Source organism: Maritalea sp. (assembly GCF_047634455.1).
Taxonomy (GTDB): domain Bacteria; phylum Pseudomonadota; class Alphaproteobacteria; order Rhizobiales; family Devosiaceae; genus Maritalea.
Window position 1 is genome coordinate 35,357 of sequence record NZ_JBLIAI010000004.1, and the last position, 18,109, is coordinate 53,465.

Annotated in this window: 15 protein-coding genes; 6 read left to right on the forward strand and 9 right to left on the reverse strand. The window is 49.9% G+C overall.

The window, feature by feature from the left end:
* Nucleotides 1–57: 57 nt before the first annotated feature.
* Together ACJAZW_RS02430 and ACJAZW_RS02435 are read right to left on the reverse strand one after the other, a co-directional pair.
* Complete coding sequence (locus ACJAZW_RS02430) at nucleotides 58–1,674, reverse strand: MFS transporter (protein WP_415155271.1); 1,617 nt, start codon at nucleotides 1,672–1,674, stop codon at nucleotides 58–60.
* A 65-nt stretch (nucleotides 1,675–1,739) separates the two neighbouring features.
* On the reverse strand, nucleotides 1,740–3,149 hold the full coding sequence (locus ACJAZW_RS02435; RefSeq protein WP_415155272.1) for an MFS transporter: 1,410 nt from the start codon (nucleotides 3,147–3,149) through the stop codon (nucleotides 1,740–1,742).
* Between the two features lie 466 nt (nucleotides 3,150–3,615).
* Between ACJAZW_RS02435 and ACJAZW_RS02440 the strand changes: the two genes are divergently transcribed.
* The 3 genes from ACJAZW_RS02440 to ACJAZW_RS02450 all read left to right on the forward strand — a co-directional run bounded on the left by ACJAZW_RS02440 (nucleotide 3,616) and on the right by ACJAZW_RS02450 (nucleotide 6,836).
* Nucleotides 3,616–4,311 (forward strand): cyclic nucleotide-binding domain-containing protein, encoded by a 696-nt coding sequence (locus tag ACJAZW_RS02440; RefSeq protein ID WP_415155273.1) that lies wholly within the window; start codon nucleotides 3,616–3,618, stop codon nucleotides 4,309–4,311.
* A gap of 32 nt (nucleotides 4,312–4,343) precedes the next feature.
* Nucleotides 4,344–5,519, forward strand: a complete 1,176-nt coding sequence (gene solA / locus ACJAZW_RS02445; RefSeq protein ID WP_415155274.1) for an N-methyl-L-tryptophan oxidase — start codon at nucleotides 4,344–4,346, stop codon at nucleotides 5,517–5,519.
* Nucleotides 5,520–5,609: 90 nt separating this feature from the next.
* Entirely contained in the window at nucleotides 5,610–6,836 is a 1,227-nt protein-coding gene (locus ACJAZW_RS02450) for an MFS transporter (RefSeq protein WP_415155275.1), read from the forward strand.
* Between the two features lie 6 nt (nucleotides 6,837–6,842).
* Here ACJAZW_RS02450 and ACJAZW_RS02455 read toward each other — a convergent pair whose 3' ends face one another.
* The 5 genes from ACJAZW_RS02455 to ACJAZW_RS02475 all read right to left on the reverse strand — a co-directional run bounded on the left by ACJAZW_RS02455 (nucleotide 6,843) and on the right by ACJAZW_RS02475 (nucleotide 11,756).
* Nucleotides 6,843–7,616 carry a pentapeptide repeat-containing protein gene (locus tag ACJAZW_RS02455; protein WP_415155276.1) on the reverse strand — a complete coding sequence of 258 codons (774 nt, stop codon included), beginning with the start codon at nucleotides 7,614–7,616 and terminating at the stop codon, nucleotides 6,843–6,845.
* Nucleotides 7,617–7,705: 89 nt separating this feature from the next.
* Nucleotides 7,706–9,667: a vWA domain-containing protein gene (locus tag ACJAZW_RS02460; RefSeq protein ID WP_415155277.1), complete on the reverse strand. Its 1,962-nt coding sequence runs from the start codon at nucleotides 9,665–9,667 to the stop codon at nucleotides 7,706–7,708.
* Between the two features lie 13 nt (nucleotides 9,668–9,680).
* Nucleotides 9,681–10,223 (reverse strand): RNA polymerase sigma factor, encoded by a 543-nt coding sequence (locus tag ACJAZW_RS02465; protein ID WP_415155278.1) that lies wholly within the window; start codon nucleotides 10,221–10,223, stop codon nucleotides 9,681–9,683.
* A 123-nt stretch (nucleotides 10,224–10,346) separates the two neighbouring features.
* Complete coding sequence (locus tag ACJAZW_RS02470; protein WP_415155279.1) at nucleotides 10,347–10,682, reverse strand: ArsC/Spx/MgsR family protein; 336 nt, start codon at nucleotides 10,680–10,682, stop codon at nucleotides 10,347–10,349.
* Nucleotides 10,683–10,724: 42 nt separating this feature from the next.
* Nucleotides 10,725–11,756: an AbrB family transcriptional regulator gene (locus tag ACJAZW_RS02475; RefSeq protein WP_415155280.1), complete on the reverse strand. Its 1,032-nt coding sequence runs from the start codon at nucleotides 11,754–11,756 to the stop codon at nucleotides 10,725–10,727.
* A 224-nt stretch (nucleotides 11,757–11,980) separates the two neighbouring features.
* Here ACJAZW_RS02475 and ltaE point away from each other — a divergent pair, with 224 nt between their 5' ends.
* Nucleotides 11,981–13,033 (forward strand): low-specificity L-threonine aldolase, encoded by a 1,053-nt coding sequence (gene ltaE / locus ACJAZW_RS02480; protein WP_415155281.1) that lies wholly within the window; start codon nucleotides 11,981–11,983, stop codon nucleotides 13,031–13,033.
* Between the two features lie 54 nt (nucleotides 13,034–13,087).
* Nucleotides 13,088–14,386: an NAD(P)/FAD-dependent oxidoreductase gene (locus ACJAZW_RS02485; RefSeq protein ID WP_415155282.1), complete on the forward strand. Its 1,299-nt coding sequence runs from the start codon at nucleotides 13,088–13,090 to the stop codon at nucleotides 14,384–14,386.
* Here ACJAZW_RS02485 and cueR read toward each other — a convergent pair.
* A complete protein-coding gene (cueR, locus tag ACJAZW_RS02490; RefSeq protein ID WP_415155283.1) occupies nucleotides 14,383–14,790 on the reverse strand; it encodes a Cu(I)-responsive transcriptional regulator in 408 nt (135 codons plus the stop codon). The genes ACJAZW_RS02485 and cueR overlap by 4 nt on opposite strands.
* Before the next feature lie 527 nt (nucleotides 14,791–15,317).
* On the opposite strand from cueR, the gene ACJAZW_RS02495 reads away from it, so the two are divergent.
* Entirely contained in the window at nucleotides 15,318–16,490 is a 1,173-nt protein-coding gene (locus ACJAZW_RS02495; protein ID WP_415155284.1) for a hypothetical protein, read from the forward strand.
* A gap of 311 nt (nucleotides 16,491–16,801) precedes the next feature.
* On the opposite strand, the gene ACJAZW_RS02500 is transcribed toward ACJAZW_RS02495, so the two are convergent.
* On the reverse strand, nucleotides 16,802–18,076 hold the full coding sequence (locus tag ACJAZW_RS02500; RefSeq protein ID WP_415155285.1) for an FAD-dependent oxidoreductase: 1,275 nt from the start codon (nucleotides 18,074–18,076) through the stop codon (nucleotides 16,802–16,804).
* Nucleotides 18,077–18,109: the final 33 nt, after the last annotated feature.

Sequence of the window (18,109 nt, forward strand, 5' to 3'; positions counted from 1 at the left end):
AAATTAGGACAGTGCGGGGTGCCCTGCCGACACCCCGACAAATTGTTCACTCAGATCTTATGGATTTTGAACGTAGGCGTTCGGCCGGAGGTAGAACCACCAGTTGATCACAATGCAGACCGCATAAAAGATCGCGAAACCGTACAAAGCGTACTCCGGATGTCCTGCACCCAACTGCTCACCAAACACCTTCGGGATAATGAAGGCACCATATGCGGCGACAGCTGCAGTCCAACCCAATGCTGGGCCGGTTTGTTCCTTATCGAACACCATCGCAATGGTCCGGAAAGTCGAACCGTTACCAATACCAGTGGCAGCGAACAAGATCAGGAACAGTCCAAGGAACGGCCAGAAGTAGATTTCTGGGGTTGCAGAGGAATAGGCCTGCTGGATGAAGTAGGCAACGCCCAACGCGCTCGCAACCATGACGACCGAGATGATCTGGGTCACTTTTGCGCCACCCATTTTGTCAGCCCACATGCCGCCGATCGGACGGATCAAAGCGCCAATAAATGCGCCCATCCATGCAAACATCAAAGCAGATGGACCATTCGGGTTGGCCAAATCGTGGGTCATAACACCATCGACTTCAATGTGGCTAAAGCCAAACACAACTTTGATGGTCAACGGTAGAGCTGCTGAAAAGCCAATGAACGAACCAAATGTCATGGTGTAGATGATGGTCATCGCCCAAGTGTGCTTGTTGCCAAATATCTTGTATTGACGGTTCAGGTTCTGTCCAACTGCCCCAGGGATCATTTTAAGACCCAAAACAGTCAGCACGATAACGATAGGCAGAACGATCCATTTAGATAGGGCCAAGCCTGATGTGGGCATTCCACCCTCAACGCCAGGCAACAACAACCAAATACCGAGCGCCGATGTCAAAAGACCAATCGCCAGCATGCCAAGGATAATGCCTGCTGAACCAAAAAAGTTCGGGATCTTTGGCGAAACATGCTCATCACGAATGTTGTTCATGAAGAACCAACCAAGGAACGCAAGCGGCACCAAGAACACCAACCAAATAAATCCAGCGTTCTGAATATATGTTTCAGTCCCTGCAGGGATTTTGCCAATCAGCGTACCTGAAGTGTTCACCAATGTACGGCTGACACCACCGAACAGGCCCATTGTCATCGCCAACGGGATCAGGATTTGCATGGTGGTTACACCAAAGTTACCCAAACCAGCGTTCATCCCGAGTGCGTAGCCCTGAATTTTCTTCGGATAGAAGAACGAAATGTTAGACATTGAAGATGAGAAGTTACCGCCACCGATGCCAGACAAGAAAGCCAGCATTTGGAAGTACCAAAGCGGTGTGCCTGGGTCCTGAAGCGCAAACCCAGCGCCAATAGCCGGGATCATCAACAAAGCTGTTGTAAACACGATGGTGTTTCGCCCACCCGCAATGCGGATGAAGAAGGTTGATGGAATACGAAGCGTCGCACCGGTAAGACCGGCGATCGCGCCCAAAGTAAATAGTTCAGATGAAGCGAACCCAAAATCTAGGTTCACCATTTGCACGGTGATGATGCCCCAATACAACCAAACAGCAAACCCACATAATAGAGATGGGATTGATATCCATAAGTTCCGGGTTGCGATGGCTTTGCCAGTGGATTTCCACTGCGCTTCATCGTCCGGGTTCCAATCGCGAAGGTCTTGACCCACGACATTTCTCCTTTTTAAGATCAAATTGGATGAAGCAACCCAGTGCAGGTTGCTTCGTTGCTCGTTTATTTTTTTTCAAGAATTGCTGTTGCTTCGGCAATCATTTTTTGAGAGTTCATAACAGCAGCTTTTGCGTTTTCTGCTTTGTAAACCAACACATCCATTTGCGCCTGTTCAAATGCAATCCGTTCCTCGGCTTCACGTTGTGGTGAAAAACGCACCAAGAATGAAAGGAATGAGGCGATCACTACGACAACACCAATGGTGAAAAAGACGTCGTTCCAATCCATAGCGCCCTTGAACAGGAACCCTGCAGCAACAGCCCCGGCGTTTCCGCCCGCACCAACGACCCCAGCTACTGCACCCAAGGCCTTTTTGTTGATGAACGGAACCACTGAATATGTGGCACCTTCAGCCATTTGTGTGAACAAGGAGAATAGGATCAGAGTTGGAATGGCCAAGAACAGCACATTCATTTGACTAAACAACATCAATGCTAGGCCTTCAGCGAGCAAAACGATGAACAACCAGAATGAACGCCCCTTTAGACCCCATAATGAACCAAAGTTGTCCCCGAATATGCCGCCTAATGTCCGGGCGAAGATATTCATCAAACCAAATGATGCAGCGATTGCACCGGCTGTGATCAAATCAACATCAAAATAGTCGAAGAAGTAAAGCGCGGCCACGTTGTTAACGGTCAGTTCGATACCAAAACTTGCACCGTAAATTAGAAACAGTATCCAGACCCGGTAATCCCGCATTGCTTGCCAGTATGCTCCGGTGACATTTTCCTTTTGAAGCATCTTCCCCTGCGCGCGTAACTCCTTGAAATTGCCGTCTGGCGCATCCTGAGTTAGGAAAAAATAGGCAATACCAATGACAAAAATGACGATCCCAACGACGACCATTGACAAACGCCAACCTTCAGCATTTGTGAACCCAAATCCGACTACGAAAGCACTAAAAACAAGCGGCATCATCAACTGGGTCACGCCACCACCAAGGTTGCCCCAACCAGCGCTGGTCGCGTTAGCTGTTCCCACTACGTTGGGCGCAAACATGACGGATGTATGATATTGAGTGATCACGAATGATGCACCGATCATACCAATGCCCAAACGAAACAGCAGAAAACTTTCGAAGCTGTCTGCCATACCTATAAAGGCTACCGGGAATGAACCTAGAATGAGCAGCCACGTGTAAGTTAAACGTGGGCCAAACCGATCAACCATCCAGCCGACCAAAAACCGCGCAAAGATTGTCATCGTCACTGAGCCGATAATCGTCCAACCTACTTGCTCTTTAGTCAGCATTAATTCTTCGCGCACGATGATCATCAACGGCGCGATACCAAACCATGCAAAAAAGCATGCAAAGAACGCAAACCACGTCATATGGAACGTTCGAATTTGTACCATGTTGACCTTGAAGAAGTTGGCCCAAAGGCTGGTAGCCTTATTTTGTATTTCCATTAAACCTGTCCTCTATTTTATCGACGGCCCAATTCGCGTAGCAGCAGATACCGATCTCTCACGCGAAATTTTGGTTCACTTATTTGCTGAAAGTCTTCAAAGACGAATACGGAGCGGCTGTGATTTTTGTGCTAACCACGATAGCGCAACCGTTAAAAAATCAGCGTCCCGTCCTGCCCCAGTCAGTTGGCCTGATGTTACCCCAAGTAAATTATTCATCTATCTAGCCCCTTTTAGTTGCCCGAACAGCGGACAATTAAACAACTGGCAGCAAACTCTCTGTTCGCCCCCTTGGCTCCCTTGATCCAGATCAAAACGAGTGAGTTTGTGGACAAAACAAGGCAAAAAAACCCATTGTTTGTGCATCATTGAAACAATTGTTATGCTGTAACTAAGAGGTTGCAAGACACGCACAAAAATGATCAAATGACCCCTTGATAATTATCAATAATAAGAGAATTCGCATATGCGACAAGACGATCTGCCAAAGATTCGCGACCTCACCATCTTTAAGGGCATCTCAGACCAAAGCTTTGACGAGCTGATGACAGCGTCCTTCTTGCAAACATTCCCAGTCCAAATGGAGTTGATAGACGAAGGCGAGCCCGCCGACTTTTTGCACATTGTGGTGGACGGTTGCGTCGAACTGTTCGCTCAATCCAATGGCCGCGAAAGCACAATGGCTATGGTTTACCCGGTCAGCTCGTTTATTTTGGCAGCAATTTTAAAAGACGCTGTCTATTTGATGTCGGCGCGCACCAACAAAAAATCTCGCATCTTGATGATCCCGGCTGAGAGCGTGCGTGACGTGTTCGACAAAGACCCTGCATTTTCAAAAGCCATGGTGATCGAACTTTCTAACTGTTATCGAGGCGTCGTCAAAGAACACAAGAACCTCAAACTGCGCACTTCGGTTGAACGGCTGGCCAACAGATTGTTGCGCTACCGACAAAATCAACGTTCTGACCAGATCACCCTGCCCTATGACAAAAAGATATTGGCGTCGAACTTGGGCATGACACCCGAAAACTTATCGCGCGCTTTCAACACGTTGAAACCCTATGGCGTCAAAGTCGATGGCAACAAAATAGCGCTCACCGACATTGAAGCACTTGCCAACTTTGCCAAACCAAGCAAACTGATTGACGACCAGTCCGTATAACAAAGTCGCGCGCTGAAATTGATGGAGGGGAAATGACCCAACAGCAAAAAACATACGACGTCGCAGTTTTGGGTCTGGGCGCAATGGGCAGCGCCACGCTTTATCAGCTCGCCAAGCGCGGGATTGATGCGATTGGTTTTGATCAATTCACCCCGCCGCACACACATGGCTCCACCCATGGCGAAACCCGCGTCACGCGCTGTGCCATCGGCGAAGGTCATCAATATGTGCCACTGGCGATCAGGTCGCATGAAATTTGGAAAGAGCTGGCGGCCGAAACCGGTGAGCAATTATTGTTCGAGGTGGGTGGGTTGATGATTGAAAGTGCTACTAGCCAAGGCGACGTGCACGGCAGCAAACACTTTTTGGACACCACCATTTCCGCTGCCAAAAAATTTAGCATTCCACATGAAGTGCTCAAGGGTGCTCAAATCCGAAACCGTTTCCCAGCCTTCAACGTAAATGATCAGGACTTTGCCTATTTTGAACCAGGTGCCGGTTACCTCAAGGTCGAAGAATGTGTAGAGCAGCAACTAAGGCGCGCCGCCGAACTGGGCGCAAAAATGCTGCAGAACACCAAAATCATATCAATAAAGCACCATACCAATCACGTTGAACTCATCACCAACGACAAAAACTTTCTCGCCAAAAAGCTTGTCGTGTGTGCGGGAGCGTGGGTGAAGGAACTCTTGGGTGCGCCATATGCAACCAAGCTTTCAACCACACGCCAGGTTTTGCACTGGTATCCGATTGCTGCTGGTGCCAAAGACAAATGGCATGACCATCCTGTCTTCATTTGGATACATGGCGACGGTGAAGGATATTACGGCCTCCCCTCGCTCGCTGACCCAACTTTGCTCAAAGTCGCAAATGCCAATTATGGGCAAACAACCCATCCCGACAAAGTCGAGCGTCAAGTCAGCACATCCGAACAACGCGAAATGTTCGCCACCCATGTAAAGGGCCGACTTGTGGGTATAGAGCCAACCGCCCAAAAATCGGTGACATGCATTTACACCGTTACATCCGATAGCGATTTCATAATCGACTGGCACCCTAAACACAAAAATACTTTTGTTGTTTCGGCATGCTCTGGTCACGGTTTCAAGCATAGCGCGGCCATTGGCGAAGCCGTCGCGCAACAAATAATCAACGCAACTTCTAATATCGACCTATCTGCCTTCAAACTGTCAAGATTGTCGGATTAAAACCACATCGAAATGAAGTTTGCATCTGCCACAGCACCTCGTTAGGGTCGCCATCTGGTTGGTGATTTTAAAATCGAACAAGGTTAGTTTATGTGGCGCACAATTAGGTCGGCATGGCCGCTATTCGTTGGCATGATCCTGTTGATGGTCTCTAATGGCCTATTGTCGACCATCCTCACCATACGCGCGCAAGAAATTGGGTTCTCTGAGACCGTGATTGGTTTCATGCAATCGGGCTACCCGATTGGCTTCATTTTTTCCTGTTTCATCACCCCTCACCTTATTTCCCAATCAGGCCATGTCCGCGTGTTCGCCGCACTCGTGTCCATTGCAAGCACTTCGGCGCTGGTGCACCTGATCACCAATGATCCCCTTAGCTGGGGCGCAATGCGCATTCTATCAGGGTTTTGCTTTTCCGGGATTTATATCGTTGCTGAAAGCTGGCTCAACTCCTTGTCAGACAACAAAAACCGTGGTTCGCTGCTTTCAACCTATTTCGTGATCCAAACAGCGGGCTATATGGTTGGCCAATTGATGCTTGTCCTGTCCCGTCCGGGCGACATTAGCTTATTCATCTTTGTTTCGGTCCTCTTGTCGATTGCCCTCGTGCCGATCCTTATCGCCGCGACCACCCAGCCGACAAACGAGGAACCCCAGCGCGTAACTGTGCTCGAACTGTTTAATTTCTCCCCAATGGCCCTCATTGGTGGCTTTGCCACTGGCATTGCCAATGGCGGCTTGGTGTTTATCACCGCGCTTTATGCCCGCAGCATTGGTTTGAGCATCAGCACAACCGGCTATTTGTTGGCAGCGACAACACTTGGCGGCCTACTCTTGCAGTTCCCGCTCGGCGCGCTTTCTGATGCAATCGACCGACGCTTAGTGATTACCGGATCTGCAACCATTACGCTTATTGTCTGTATTTTGATGATCGTCATGCCCAGCGCCCAAACAAACGCATACATCCTCTTTGGTGGGTTTTTGCTCATCGGCGGCTTCACATTTCCGATTTATTCAATCTGTATGGCGCACATGAATGACTACCTGAAACCCAATCAAATGGTCGCAGCTTCCAGCACATTGGTGCTCGTATTTGCCGCCGGCATGGTGCTGGGGCCAATCGTTGGGTCTTTGGCATTGGATCAAGCAGGGCCAAACGGCATGTTTATAATGTATATTGTGGTCGCCGCCGTTTTGGCTGGCACCGGCATTTATCGGGTTCTGCTCTCCGACAAAAAGGTGGTCGATGGGCGCGATATTGTGCCAATGACGTCAACCATGTCACCCGAAGCAACACAAATCCAAATCGACGACTAAATTTTGCTACGGATAAACGTGAATGCCTAAACCGACCAAAATCGTTTGTTGTTCATCCTTGCTGATCTTCATGCCGTCATAACCCGACAATGAACCAATGGAGAAACCTTCCAGCTTTGCACCACGCAAGTCGGTGCGTTCAAAATTCGCCCGCTGCAACTGCGCGCCCGCCAAATCACATTCACTCATATCAGCACCAATCAAATGCGATGAACGTAGGTCTGCATATCGAAGGCTTGAACAAACCAAATTGCAGCCTTCCAGATCCAACCCCGACAGGTTGCAATCATCAAAAATCGTTGATTGAAGGTTTGCGCGCGTAACTTGCTGCCGGCGGCCATAAGTCCGGGTAAATGTGGCGGTGCCAAAATCAGACCCATTGGCTTTGCAATCTTTGATTGTGACGTCGTACATATCCGCGCCAACAAATTTGGATGCCGCCAGATTGCAATTTATAAAACTGGCTTCGCGCAGATTTGCAAAAGAAAAGTCTGTGCCTTTACCCAAATCAGGATCAAAGAACACGCAGTGATCAAATTTCACTTCGCTCATCTGCGAACTGGAAAACGAACACCCGACAAATTGGCAATCCGTAAACAGCCCGCCAGTGATATCGCTCTCTATGAAGCGCGCGTTCTTGAACAGGACGCGGCTTGCGTGCAGCTCTTCCACATTTTCAGGATCAAACTCCAAGCCCTCAATGACAAGCTCGATCAACGGCGAACGATCCTCCAGCAACTGATCCAATTCGGCTTGAGATATTTGGCGATAGTCAGTCATGAAGAGAATCTCGATTGGTGGGAACTTACATATTAACGGCAAAAAGCGACGGGACAAGCCGCCGCTCTTTATTCCACAGGCATTGCGATCTAGTTCGTAGCGAGTGACTTTGCAGCCTCTACTAGATTGATGAATTCAGCTCGATAACCGAACTTGTCTACACCTCGACCGGATCGGGCAAGCGCGGCAATATCGTCAAATGAGAAGTCGCTAACCACATCATTTCCGCGCAGCTTCTGTCCATATCCAGCCACTGCTGTTCCAAACTGAATATCCGCGGAAAGCGCATTCAAATCAGCAGCCACATTGGCCTGATTGACAGGCATTTCCAGCAACGTGCTTTCATCCGCACCGGGCAATTTGTAGCGCAGTTTGAAGAATGCCAACTCATCAGATTCTAGCGTTGCGTTTACCTGCGTGTTTTCGCCATAACGCAAGGGGTCCACAGGTTGCTCAGCGCCAACTGGCGTTAGCTCATAAATCGCGGTCACTGTATGGCCAGCACCAACATCCCCTGCATCAACTTTATCGTTGTTAAAGTCTTCGCGGTTCAGCGCGCGGGTTTCATACCCGATCAAACGATAGGCAGAAATTTGCGCTGGGTTAAACTCAACTTGAATTTTTACGTCGCGGGCAATGGTTTGCAGCGTCCCACCAACCTCATTGACCAGCACTTTGCGCGCTTCGGTGAAGCTATCAATGTAGCTGGCATTGCCATCACCATTTTGTGCCAGCGCCTGCATCAAAGCATCATTGTAGTTGCCTTCGCCAAACCCGAGCACAGAAAGTGATATGCCCTTGTCGCGCTTTTGCTTGATGAAGTCCTTTAACGCCTCAGGTTCTGAAATCCCCACATTGAAATCGCCATCCGTGGCCAAGATAACGCGGTTTACGCCGCCATTATTCTTTGCTTCATTCGCCAATCGATAAGCGGTTTCTATACCCGCCGCGCCAGCCGTTGAACCGCCCGGCGACAGATTATCCAGCGCATCCAAAATCTTGCGTTTTTCGTTGCCATTTGTTGGTTCAAGCACAACCCCAGCAGCACCCGCATAAGTCACAATCGACACGGTGTCTTGTTCATCCATTTGCTCAACCAGCAATTTGAACGCCCGTTTGAGCAACGGCAATTTGTCGGTGTCATTCATCGACCCGGACGTATCGATCAAGAACACAAGATTTGAAGGCTGGGCCATCACGTTCTCTGGAAAATACCCCTTAATCGCCACATGCATGAGCTGACGGGCACTATTCCATGGTGCAGGGTAAACCGATATTTGCGGTGCAAACGGCACATCGGCACTTGGTGGCGTTGCATAATCATAATCAAAATAATTGATCAGCTCTTCGGTACGTACCGCATCCTTTTGCGGCAAACGACCATTTACAATTGCCCGGCGCACATAGGCATATGAGGCTGTGTCCACATCAATCGAGAACGTGGAAACCGGCTGATCGCCCGTCAATTTGATGTTGGCGTCATCAAAGCTTTCAAATTGATCACCGCTTTGCATATAACCAACAACTTGGTCTTGCATCAAACCTGGGGCGCTCATCGTGCGCGTCGCCAACTTCGCCATTGCGCCTGCGGGGGGGGCCGCTGCGGGCGCTTCCATGGCCATGTCAGCCGCTTCCATCATCATTTCAGGCTCCGCAATTGCAAGCTCTCTCGAAACCAACGGAGCCGGTTCATTTTTCAACGGGCTTAAAGTTTCATCTTTATCTTTTTTCTCAGTTTGCAAGGCACGCCCATCGCTAATTGGCGGTGGCGTCAGCGACGTATTGTTCATCAACTGCCAGCTAATCGGCACGATCAACAGGGCAGCAATTGCAGCGGTGGCCGGAATGCGAATATCCATCAGTCTAATCCCTTTCAAAGGCGTAAAGATGGACATAAGACGCATCGACCAGGACATTCCTTGGAAAGTTTTTGAACTATTTTCTGCGCTCTCATCAAAAGCTGCCATCGCCAAAGCAGCAGCGCGCTTCTTTGCTTCGCTGTCCGCAGCTGGGGTTTCGACTTTTTTCAGGCGCTCTAATTTCTTTTCCATGTCATCCATCGGATTACAAAAGCCCCTTCAGTGTTTTTTTCGCTTCATGCACATACCAAGACACCGTCTTTTCTTTGCAGTCCATAATGGCTGCGCATTCGGCATGGCTCATATCTTCGCCATAGATCATCAAAACGGCATCGCGTTGTTTTTCGGGCAGTTGCCGCACCGCGGCCCATACTTCATTCATCGTCACATCATCTTCTTGGTTTGATGGCGCTGCAGTTGGACTGACCAAGCTCAATGCCGCAACATTGCGACCCTGACGAATGGATTGGCGTTGATGGTCGCGCACCGCATTAAGCGCGATCCGATAAAGCCAACTGGAAAATTGCGCGCGGCCGTCAAATTGTCGAATTGATTTGGCGAGTTTAATCACCACATTTTGGGTGACATCTTCGGCGTCGCTGCGGTCGCCCAACCATTTATATGCGACCCGGAAAATAAAATCATATTGCGCGTCAACAATGGTGGCAAAGGCATCGCGATCACCCGCAGCGGCAAGCTTCACCAGCTCGCCGATCGGTGGGTCATTTTCCATTTGGTCTTTTGTCAAAACCCGTTCCAAACAAACATCCAATTGCGCACCCATTGGGTATCAAACAACTATAAGACGATTGCAAGATCACATTCCTTGGAAAGATTTTTCAATCTTTGACTTGTCACACACAAAGACCAACTACACGTCGCAACCAAAATGGGTCTGCACATCCTTTGCCCACCCCAAAAACAACCCATCATCAGTTTGAATAACGGGTCGTTTCATCAACGATGGATGGTCACGAAGCAAAGCAAGGGCCGGAAGGGCGCGCGCCGCCGCATCGAGCTGTCGCCAAGTAGTGGACTTTTTGTTCAGCAGCTTGTCGTCGCCAAAAGTGTCCAAGAATTTTGCAAGTGTCGTCGCATCCAGCGGGCTTTGGCGCACGTCAATAAACTCAACATCATTGCCGAACGCTTGCAACGCTTTTCTTGCCTTGCGACACGTATCGCAGTTCTTCAGTCCATATAGCTTCATACCATTTATTCCTTGAATTGAACGGCCACATGCAATCGCTTGTTAGTCCTTACCCCACCACATCAGGGCCAAAGGCACAAAAAAGCTCAGATAGAAAATCCGCGCAATATGGTGCGTTGCAACAAAGGTTGGATCAAGATTGAGCGCAAATGCCATCGCCGCCATCGCTTCTACCCCACCTGGCGCAAAAGCCACCAGCAATTGGGCGAGCGGCAAATCAACAACCAATGTCAGTAATCCAGCAAACAACAATGCGGCCGAAATCCCAACAAATGTAATCGCCATGCCCGCACCAAATGCCTTGCGCAATTCAGCCATCGTAACCCCGGAAAACCGGGTCCCGATCATCGAGCCCAAAATGGTGAGCGCAGGCAAGGCAAGCCATTGCGGCATATGCCCCGAAATCAAGCCCGACAAGTGCGTAACAATAGACACCAGCATGCCAGACAAAACGAAAGCGGCTGGGATGCGAATTTTCTTGAACGCTAAACCAATAAGCGCCGCCAACGCCAAGCTGAAAGCCAACCACGGCAAGGTCATAAACGCGCTCGGCACAGCAAATCCATTCACCGCCATTCCAGACCAAACGATCAACATCGGCACGACCAAGGTCAGCGCCAGCACACGAATACTTTGCACAATCGACACGGTTCGAATGTCCGCGTCTGTGTCCATCCCCAGCCCGATCACAAAACTCAAATGCCCGGGCGATGCGCTGAGCACAGCGGTTTTAGCGTCATATTTCCAAAACCGTTTCAGGACCAATTGGCCAAAAAAGAATCCCACGGTCACGGTCACAACGATTGCGATCAAACTCAAAGGCCACTGTTTCGCCGATTGATAAACTTCTGGCGTTACGCTGGTGCCCATCGACAGGCCGATCACCAAAAATGAGACATCCCGCACCCGCGTTTCAAACGCTAAATCGAGCCCTAAAAGCCCGGCAACGGTCACCGCAATCGAAGGCCCCGTTAGCGCCGGAGCGGGCAGGTTAATCCAAATAGCAACCATCGCACCAACGCTGCCAATCACAAGCGCAAGCACGGTTTTCCGCCACAATGCGAAATCTGTCATATTTTTCACCACAAACTGTTCGAACGCGAACTCGCTAGTGCCGAACATGTGTGGGACGATTGGCAAGCCTGAACGAGTTAAGTCTTTAAATGCTATGCTCAATTGGGCTGCCGGACAAGGCCAAAATTGTCCAATTCCGTGAAAACTTGCGGCTTGGCGGGAATTTCATTATATGCAATTCTGCACTGCCCACCTTACGCACAAACACCCACAAAGGTGCCCCAATGTACCAAAATATGACCAGCCTTGCGGCCCAAAGCGACCTTCCTGTTTTGGATTTACGTTCCGACACAGTAACCCAGCCAACCGCACAAATGCGCGCCTATATGATGGACGCCAAAGTTGGCGATGATGTGTATGGCGATGACACCACCATCAATGCTTTGGAAGAAAAAATGGCGACGCTTTTGAACAAAGAAGCGGGCTTATTCCTGCCCTCCAGCACCATGTCAAACCTTGCCGCAATGATGGCCCACACCCAACGTGGCGAAGAAATCATTGTTGGGCGCAACTATCATATTTTCAAATATGAAGCCGGGGGCTCTTCTGTTTTGGGTGGCGCATTTCCTTATCCGTTAGAAGCGGGACCAGATGGCGGCTTGGCACCCAAAGACATAGAAGCTGCGATCAAACCTGACGATTCCCATTTTCCAATCTCGCGCCTTTTAAGCCTTGAAAACACCCATTCGGGTCAAGCTGTGTCGCTAAGCCGGATGAACGCTTGTCTTGATGTTGCCGACAAACACGGCTTGGTTAAACATCTGGATGGCGCGCGGTTTTTCAACGCCATCACCAAACTAGGTGTTGCGCCAACCGACTTGGTAAACCGTTTTGACAGCATCAATATTTGTCTTTCAAAAGGCCTTGGCGCGCCAGTTGGCGCGGTGCTTGTCGGGTCCCAAAAAACCATAACCGCCGCCCGGCGCTGGCGCAAAATGCTGGGCGGTGGCATGCGCCAGGCCGGAATGATTGCAGCGGCTGGCATTTACGCCCTTGACCATCACATCACGCGCTTGCAAGACGACCACGATCGGGCAGCAATTCTAGCCAAGGAATTGACCGCGCTCACCAAGTTTAACGTCACCTATCAAGACAATCAAACCAACATGCTCTTCATCGAACCCGCGCCAAAAGACATCGAGCCATTGCGCCAACATTTGGGCGAACGGGCAATCAATATGGCGGGCGGCAGTTCCATTCGCATCGCGACACATCTGGACATTGACGATGATGGATTGACGCGGATTATTGATGGGTTCAAAAGCTATTATAGCTAGGGTCTGAACTCAATTGAACTGCTGTCCAGACCCTAACCATTTTCGAGACCACATATGATCGCGCACAAATACGACAATAACCTTTGGACCAAAACCGCACCAAGCGCCCTTGGCCGCGCCCAAATAGAAGGTGAACATTCAGCTGACCTGATCATCATTGGTGGCGGCTTTACCGGTTGTGCGGCCGCGCTTGAAGCGGCACAGTCTGGGCTTTTGGTCATTTTACTGGAGGCTGAAACAATCGGCTTTGGCGGCTCTGGCCGAAATGTCGGTTTGGTCAATGCCGGGCTTTGGACCCCACCTGACGACGTAGAAAACACAATCGGACTGGCTGCTGGGAAAAAGCTCAACAAAGCCCTCGCCGCTGCCCCCGATCTTGTTTTCTCACTAATTGAACGCCACCAGATCAATTGCGACGCGGTGCGCAACGGCACCCTACATTGCGCACATTCAGCTGCCGGTTTGAAAAATTTACACACCCGGTTTACCCAACACCAAAAGCGCAATGCGCCCGTTGCACTGATCAACCAAGAACAAACCGCACACCGCACCGGCACCGCCGCGTTCAAAGGCGCGTTATTTGACCCGCGCGCCGGCACCATCCAGCCCCTAAGCTATTGCCAAGGGCTTGCCCAAGCGGCCATCAACGCGGGCGCTAAACTGTTCGAAAACAGCCCAGCCCTTGCAATTGCCCGAAACGCAGAGCAATGGACAGTCAAAACCCAAAACGGCCAAGCATGTGCACCGCACCTCATCGTCGCCACCAACGCCTATTCAAACGATCAACTCTTGGGCCAACAGTCCCGCTTTACCCTTGTGCACTACTTCCAGTTCGCAACTGAACCGCTCACTAAATCGGAGCGCACAAGCATCTTGCCGAATCTGGAAGGGTGTTGGGACACAGCCCTGGTTATGTCCTCATTCCGATATGACAGTGATGGTCGTTTGCTGGTGGGCTCAGTCGGCTCACTTGACCACGCAACATCGCCAACCCATGAATTTTGGGCGCAAAAGAAACTGGCCGCGATCTACCCACAATTGGCGCGCAAAAAGCTTGACCATGCTTGGCATGGCCGCATCGCAATGACCAAAGATCATTTGCCCAAAGTGGTTGAGTTCGGCCCCAACGCCTATTCTGTGTTTGGATATTCTGGTCGTGGAATTGGCCCGGGCACTGTGTTTGGCACATCTTTGGCGAAAATGATCGCCAATAACGACACATCACACTTACCTGTTGAACCCATTAACGCCTACGCAGAGAACCTCACCAAAACCGCAGGCCTATATTATGAAACCGGTTCTGTGCTGACCCACGGCCTATATGCTGCGGGTCGCACGCTGATTGGACGCTAGGCAGCATTTGCCTTTGCACGCTTGCCCGCCAAATCATCCAATATCGGACAATCCGGGCGGTGATCACCTTGACAGTTTTTGATGAGCACGGACAGGGTCGATTTTAAGGAATTCAACTCGACGATTTTTTGCTCAATCAGATCAATTTTTTTCTTTGCGATCTTCTTTACGTCAGAACTGGCGCGTTGCTCATCATCATAAAGTGACAACAAAGTGCGGCACTCTTCAATTGTAAAACCTAGGCTTCTGGATCGCTGCAAGAAGCACAATCTGTGAATGTCCGCGTCGCAATAATCTCGATAGCCATTGTCCGCCCGACCCGGACGAACAAGTTGAATTTCTTCATAATAACGAATGGTCTTCGCTGGTAAACCAGACTTTTCAGCTGCTTGCCCGATATTCATCGTTTTGCCTTTTCCCGACAACCATAGGTGGCCACCAGATCAGCAATATCCTCTTCGGTAAAACCAATTTTTTCTGCCAATTCGATCATATGCTCGAATTCCTTTTTCTCTACAGGACACATGTTCGTATCTTTCTCCGTATATCTTGACTTGCAGGCCACGCAGCCAAATCGCACTTGCAAGTCCAAACGCCGATCCACTGGCTTAGGTTGAATAGAACAATATATATGAACCTTACAGTAATTGGAAGGTCAAGACTGCATAGCTGATGCGATATTTTGGAGCATCACCGCAAAAACTGCCCGCGTGCTTGCGCCAACTCTTCTGCCTTTTCAAAATGCGCCAACTCTTCTGCCTTTTCAAAATGCACAAAGTGCAACCCGCACATTTAAAGCAAGAAATGGCAAAAGATGGAGGTTAAAATAAACTCTTAAGAACTTATTAACCAACCTGACCTTGATCAAGGCAATAAATGACACCATCATTAGTCTGTACTCTGGATCTTTTGGAAAATAGGGAAGACGAACATGCGTGTGATTTCCTTAATACTGGCAATAACAGCAATATTGGTAAGCCCAATATTTGCTCAAGAGCAAAAAACACAATCATTGAAATTCGGCGGCGATGTATTTATCGGCGCGGATCGACCCGAAATACTCACCTCCGTCCCAAACGATGTTTTTGCCGCTGGCTACAAGCCACTGGTCAATACCGATGTGGCGGGCGATGTTCATGCTGCCGGGTTTGAAGTATCTATAGAAGGCCCTGTTGCAGGCAATGTGTACGCCTTTGGCAACATGGTGCGGATCAACGGCACAACCGGCAAAGACGTCACAAGCTCTGGCAGCTCAGTCATCATTAATGGCGCCGTTGGTGGCAATGTACGGGCCGCAGGCGCCGATGTAACCATCAATGCACCCATTTCAGGTTCAGTGCTTATTGGCGCGGCCTCCTTCAACCTAAACGCAGCTGTTTCAGGCGACCTCAGTTTCTCAGGCGACCGCATTGAATTTGGTGAAGGGGCAAAAATTGACGGGCAAGTGCTGATCCGCTCAAACAGAGACGACATTCAAGTCCCAGCCGCTGTCGCACCCCCCGACCGGGTCACCATTCAAAAAGTCTCAACCCCCGACATGGTGTCGGGCATGGGCGACATCGCCAAACAAACCACACAAGGCCTGTGGGTTGCATGGGCGTCCGCACTGCTGTTACTGTTGGTTTTACCCATCATCGGCGTAATCTGGTTGGCACTGTTCCCAAAACGCAGCCAAATCGCCTACGAAGTGGCCATCGCCAGACCGTTCAAAAGTATATTCATTGGATTGCTGGGTGTGGCGATGTTCATCGGCCTCATCCCCGTATTGGGCATGACGCTGATCGGCATTCCGCTGATCCCAGTGGCCATTGTGGTGCTCATCGTCGCGGTACTATTGGGATATATTGCGGGCGCATGGTTTCTTGCCGCGCGGGTACTTGAAGCGTTTGGCTTTGAAGGCGACACTCTCATCAAACGCGCCATCGCCATGGTTGCAGGCATTATCCTCGCCTTCATCCTCGGGCTTATCCCGTTCATTGGTTGGCTGATCGGTCTTGTGTTCGGCTTTGTCGGCCTTGGCAGCATTTTGTTTGCCTATATCGGCCGCTCCATCAACAAACAATTCCACCAGGATGTGGCCGCTGAAGTAGAGCGGCTGGGTTAAATTCGAAATCAGAACCCCGCGTCAAATCTCGACGCGGGGCATTTTGAAGCCAAAGACATTTTCTGCACTAAATTCCATCAATCTCTTCGCAAAATACTCAGTTAATTGGTACGCAAACACACATTTTGGCACCTAACTGACACATGCAGGAACAGTCCCACCACAAATGTGACAAGATATTTGCCCAACTGTCTGCAAAGGCAGGGAAAATCAACGAAATTCAAATGTCATCAATTTTGAAACGTTCCCGGCACAAACCCCGGGACCAAAGCGGGACAAATCGGCACGTTCCGACGAGGCAAAACCCGCCCTTAAAAACGGTTTTTACCGTAAATATGGTCCAGCATTTCCATCGCCGCGGCAACAGTTTCCGTGTCGCTCAACTGCTCAATGCTATCGGCCACACTGCCCGCATTAAAACCCAAAAGGATCGGCTCCCCGGTATATTTGTAAATATTCAACCATTCAGTGAAATGGCCGCGTTTTTCGCCCTCCATGCCGAGCATATCAGCTTGTTTATCCCAAAAAACATCATCAAACTTCAAATAGACTTTGTTGAGCAAACCCATGCCTAAATCATTGATCGCTTTCAGCTTTTTCTTTGGCAAGGCAGGCTGAAAATCAATTGTTCCAGCTTTCAAAACGCCTAAAGGCACGCTGATAATCGCCACGTCAAATGCTTCAAACTTACCTTTTACACCAATCTCAACACCTTGTTTGCCGTAGGCGATTTTATCGACAGGTTGCGAAAGTTTAACCTCAAACCCACCTATCAATGCTTCAGCTATCTGACTGTAACCATTAGCAAAAATCGCGTCTCCGCCGCGCAAATCTTCGCCTTCTTCGGTGGCATCCTTTGATAGCTGATCGATATCGGCCGCATATTCATGTTCAAGTGCTGTGACTTGCTCAAACCAGTCTGGCAACTGGTCTTCATCGTCAATTATGCCATTGCCGTTGCGCGTGATGTAGTTTTCATAATCAGTCGGCAGCAATTCTGCGCCAATGTCTTTGGCGATTTTTGTCAGTGGGTTACCCTTGAGCCCATGGATCCAGCTCGCGCCCAAATCCAAAGGAATACCAAGGCTTTGCTCCGTCCACACGCGCCCACCAATCCGGTTTCGTGCTTCAAAAACGGTCACGTTATAGCCCTCATCTGCAAGCGCCCGCGCCGCGGCCAAACCAGCAATACCAGCGCCAATAATCGCAACGGTTTCAGCATCGCTTCGCATGACTTCTTCAGCCGCACGAATACCCGAATTCAACGCGCCATGTACGGTGGCGGGGGCTTCGCGATCTGTCGCTTCTCCGCAAAAATTGATCCGCTCATCTACATGTTTTGCAAGGTCTTTTCGCTGCGAACTCTTTGAGCCTTTGGCCAAATACGAGTATGAGCCAAGCGCAAACGGGTCCTGCCGCCAACGGGTAATCTGATAGCCAATCGGTTGCGGCATACTACCTGTCTCACCCTGCGCAGCAAAAGCCGTGAACGGACCAATCGCTGCCATTATGGCGGTGCCTTTTGCGCCATTCGCAAGGAAGTTTCGACGCGCGTTAAATGTGCTGCGTTGCTTCTCGTCCGGCATGTTCGCTCCCCAAAGATGCAGATCAAACCATAT

Excerpts from the sequence above, each read along its gene's own strand:
- ACJAZW_RS02440 (WP_415155273.1), top strand. The coding sequence starts at position 3,616 with ATGCGACAAGACGATCTGCCAAAGATTCGCGACCTCACCATCTTTAAG.
- ACJAZW_RS02450 (WP_415155275.1), top strand. The coding sequence starts at position 5,610 with ATGTGGCGCACAATTAGGTCGGCATGGCCGCTATTCGTTGGCATGATC.
- ACJAZW_RS02495 (WP_415155284.1), top strand. The coding sequence starts at position 15,318 with ATGCGTGTGATTTCCTTAATACTGGCAATAACAGCAATATTGGTAAGC.
- ACJAZW_RS02485 (WP_415155282.1), top strand. The coding sequence starts at position 13,088 with ATGATCGCGCACAAATACGACAATAACCTTTGGACCAAAACCGCACCA.
- ACJAZW_RS02460 (WP_415155277.1), bottom strand. The coding sequence starts at position 9,667 with ATGGAAAAGAAATTAGAGCGCCTGAAAAAAGTCGAAACCCCAGCTGCG.
- ACJAZW_RS02500 (WP_415155285.1), bottom strand. The coding sequence starts at position 18,076 with ATGCCGGACGAGAAGCAACGCAGCACATTTAACGCGCGTCGAAACTTC.
- ACJAZW_RS02455 (WP_415155276.1), bottom strand. The coding sequence starts at position 7,616 with ATGACTGACTATCGCCAAATATCTCAAGCCGAATTGGATCAGTTGCTG.
- ACJAZW_RS02475 (WP_415155280.1), bottom strand. The coding sequence starts at position 11,756 with ATGACAGATTTCGCATTGTGGCGGAAAACCGTGCTTGCGCTTGTGATT.
- solA (WP_415155274.1), top strand. The coding sequence starts at position 4,344 with ATGACCCAACAGCAAAAAACATACGACGTCGCAGTTTTGGGTCTGGGC.
- ltaE (WP_415155281.1), top strand. The coding sequence starts at position 11,981 with ATGTACCAAAATATGACCAGCCTTGCGGCCCAAAGCGACCTTCCTGTT.
- ACJAZW_RS02435 (WP_415155272.1), bottom strand. The coding sequence starts at position 3,149 with ATGGAAATACAAAATAAGGCTACCAGCCTTTGGGCCAACTTCTTCAAG.
- cueR (WP_415155283.1), bottom strand. The coding sequence starts at position 14,790 with ATGAATATCGGGCAAGCAGCTGAAAAGTCTGGTTTACCAGCGAAGACC.
- ACJAZW_RS02470 (WP_415155279.1), bottom strand. The coding sequence starts at position 10,682 with ATGAAGCTATATGGACTGAAGAACTGCGATACGTGTCGCAAGGCAAGA.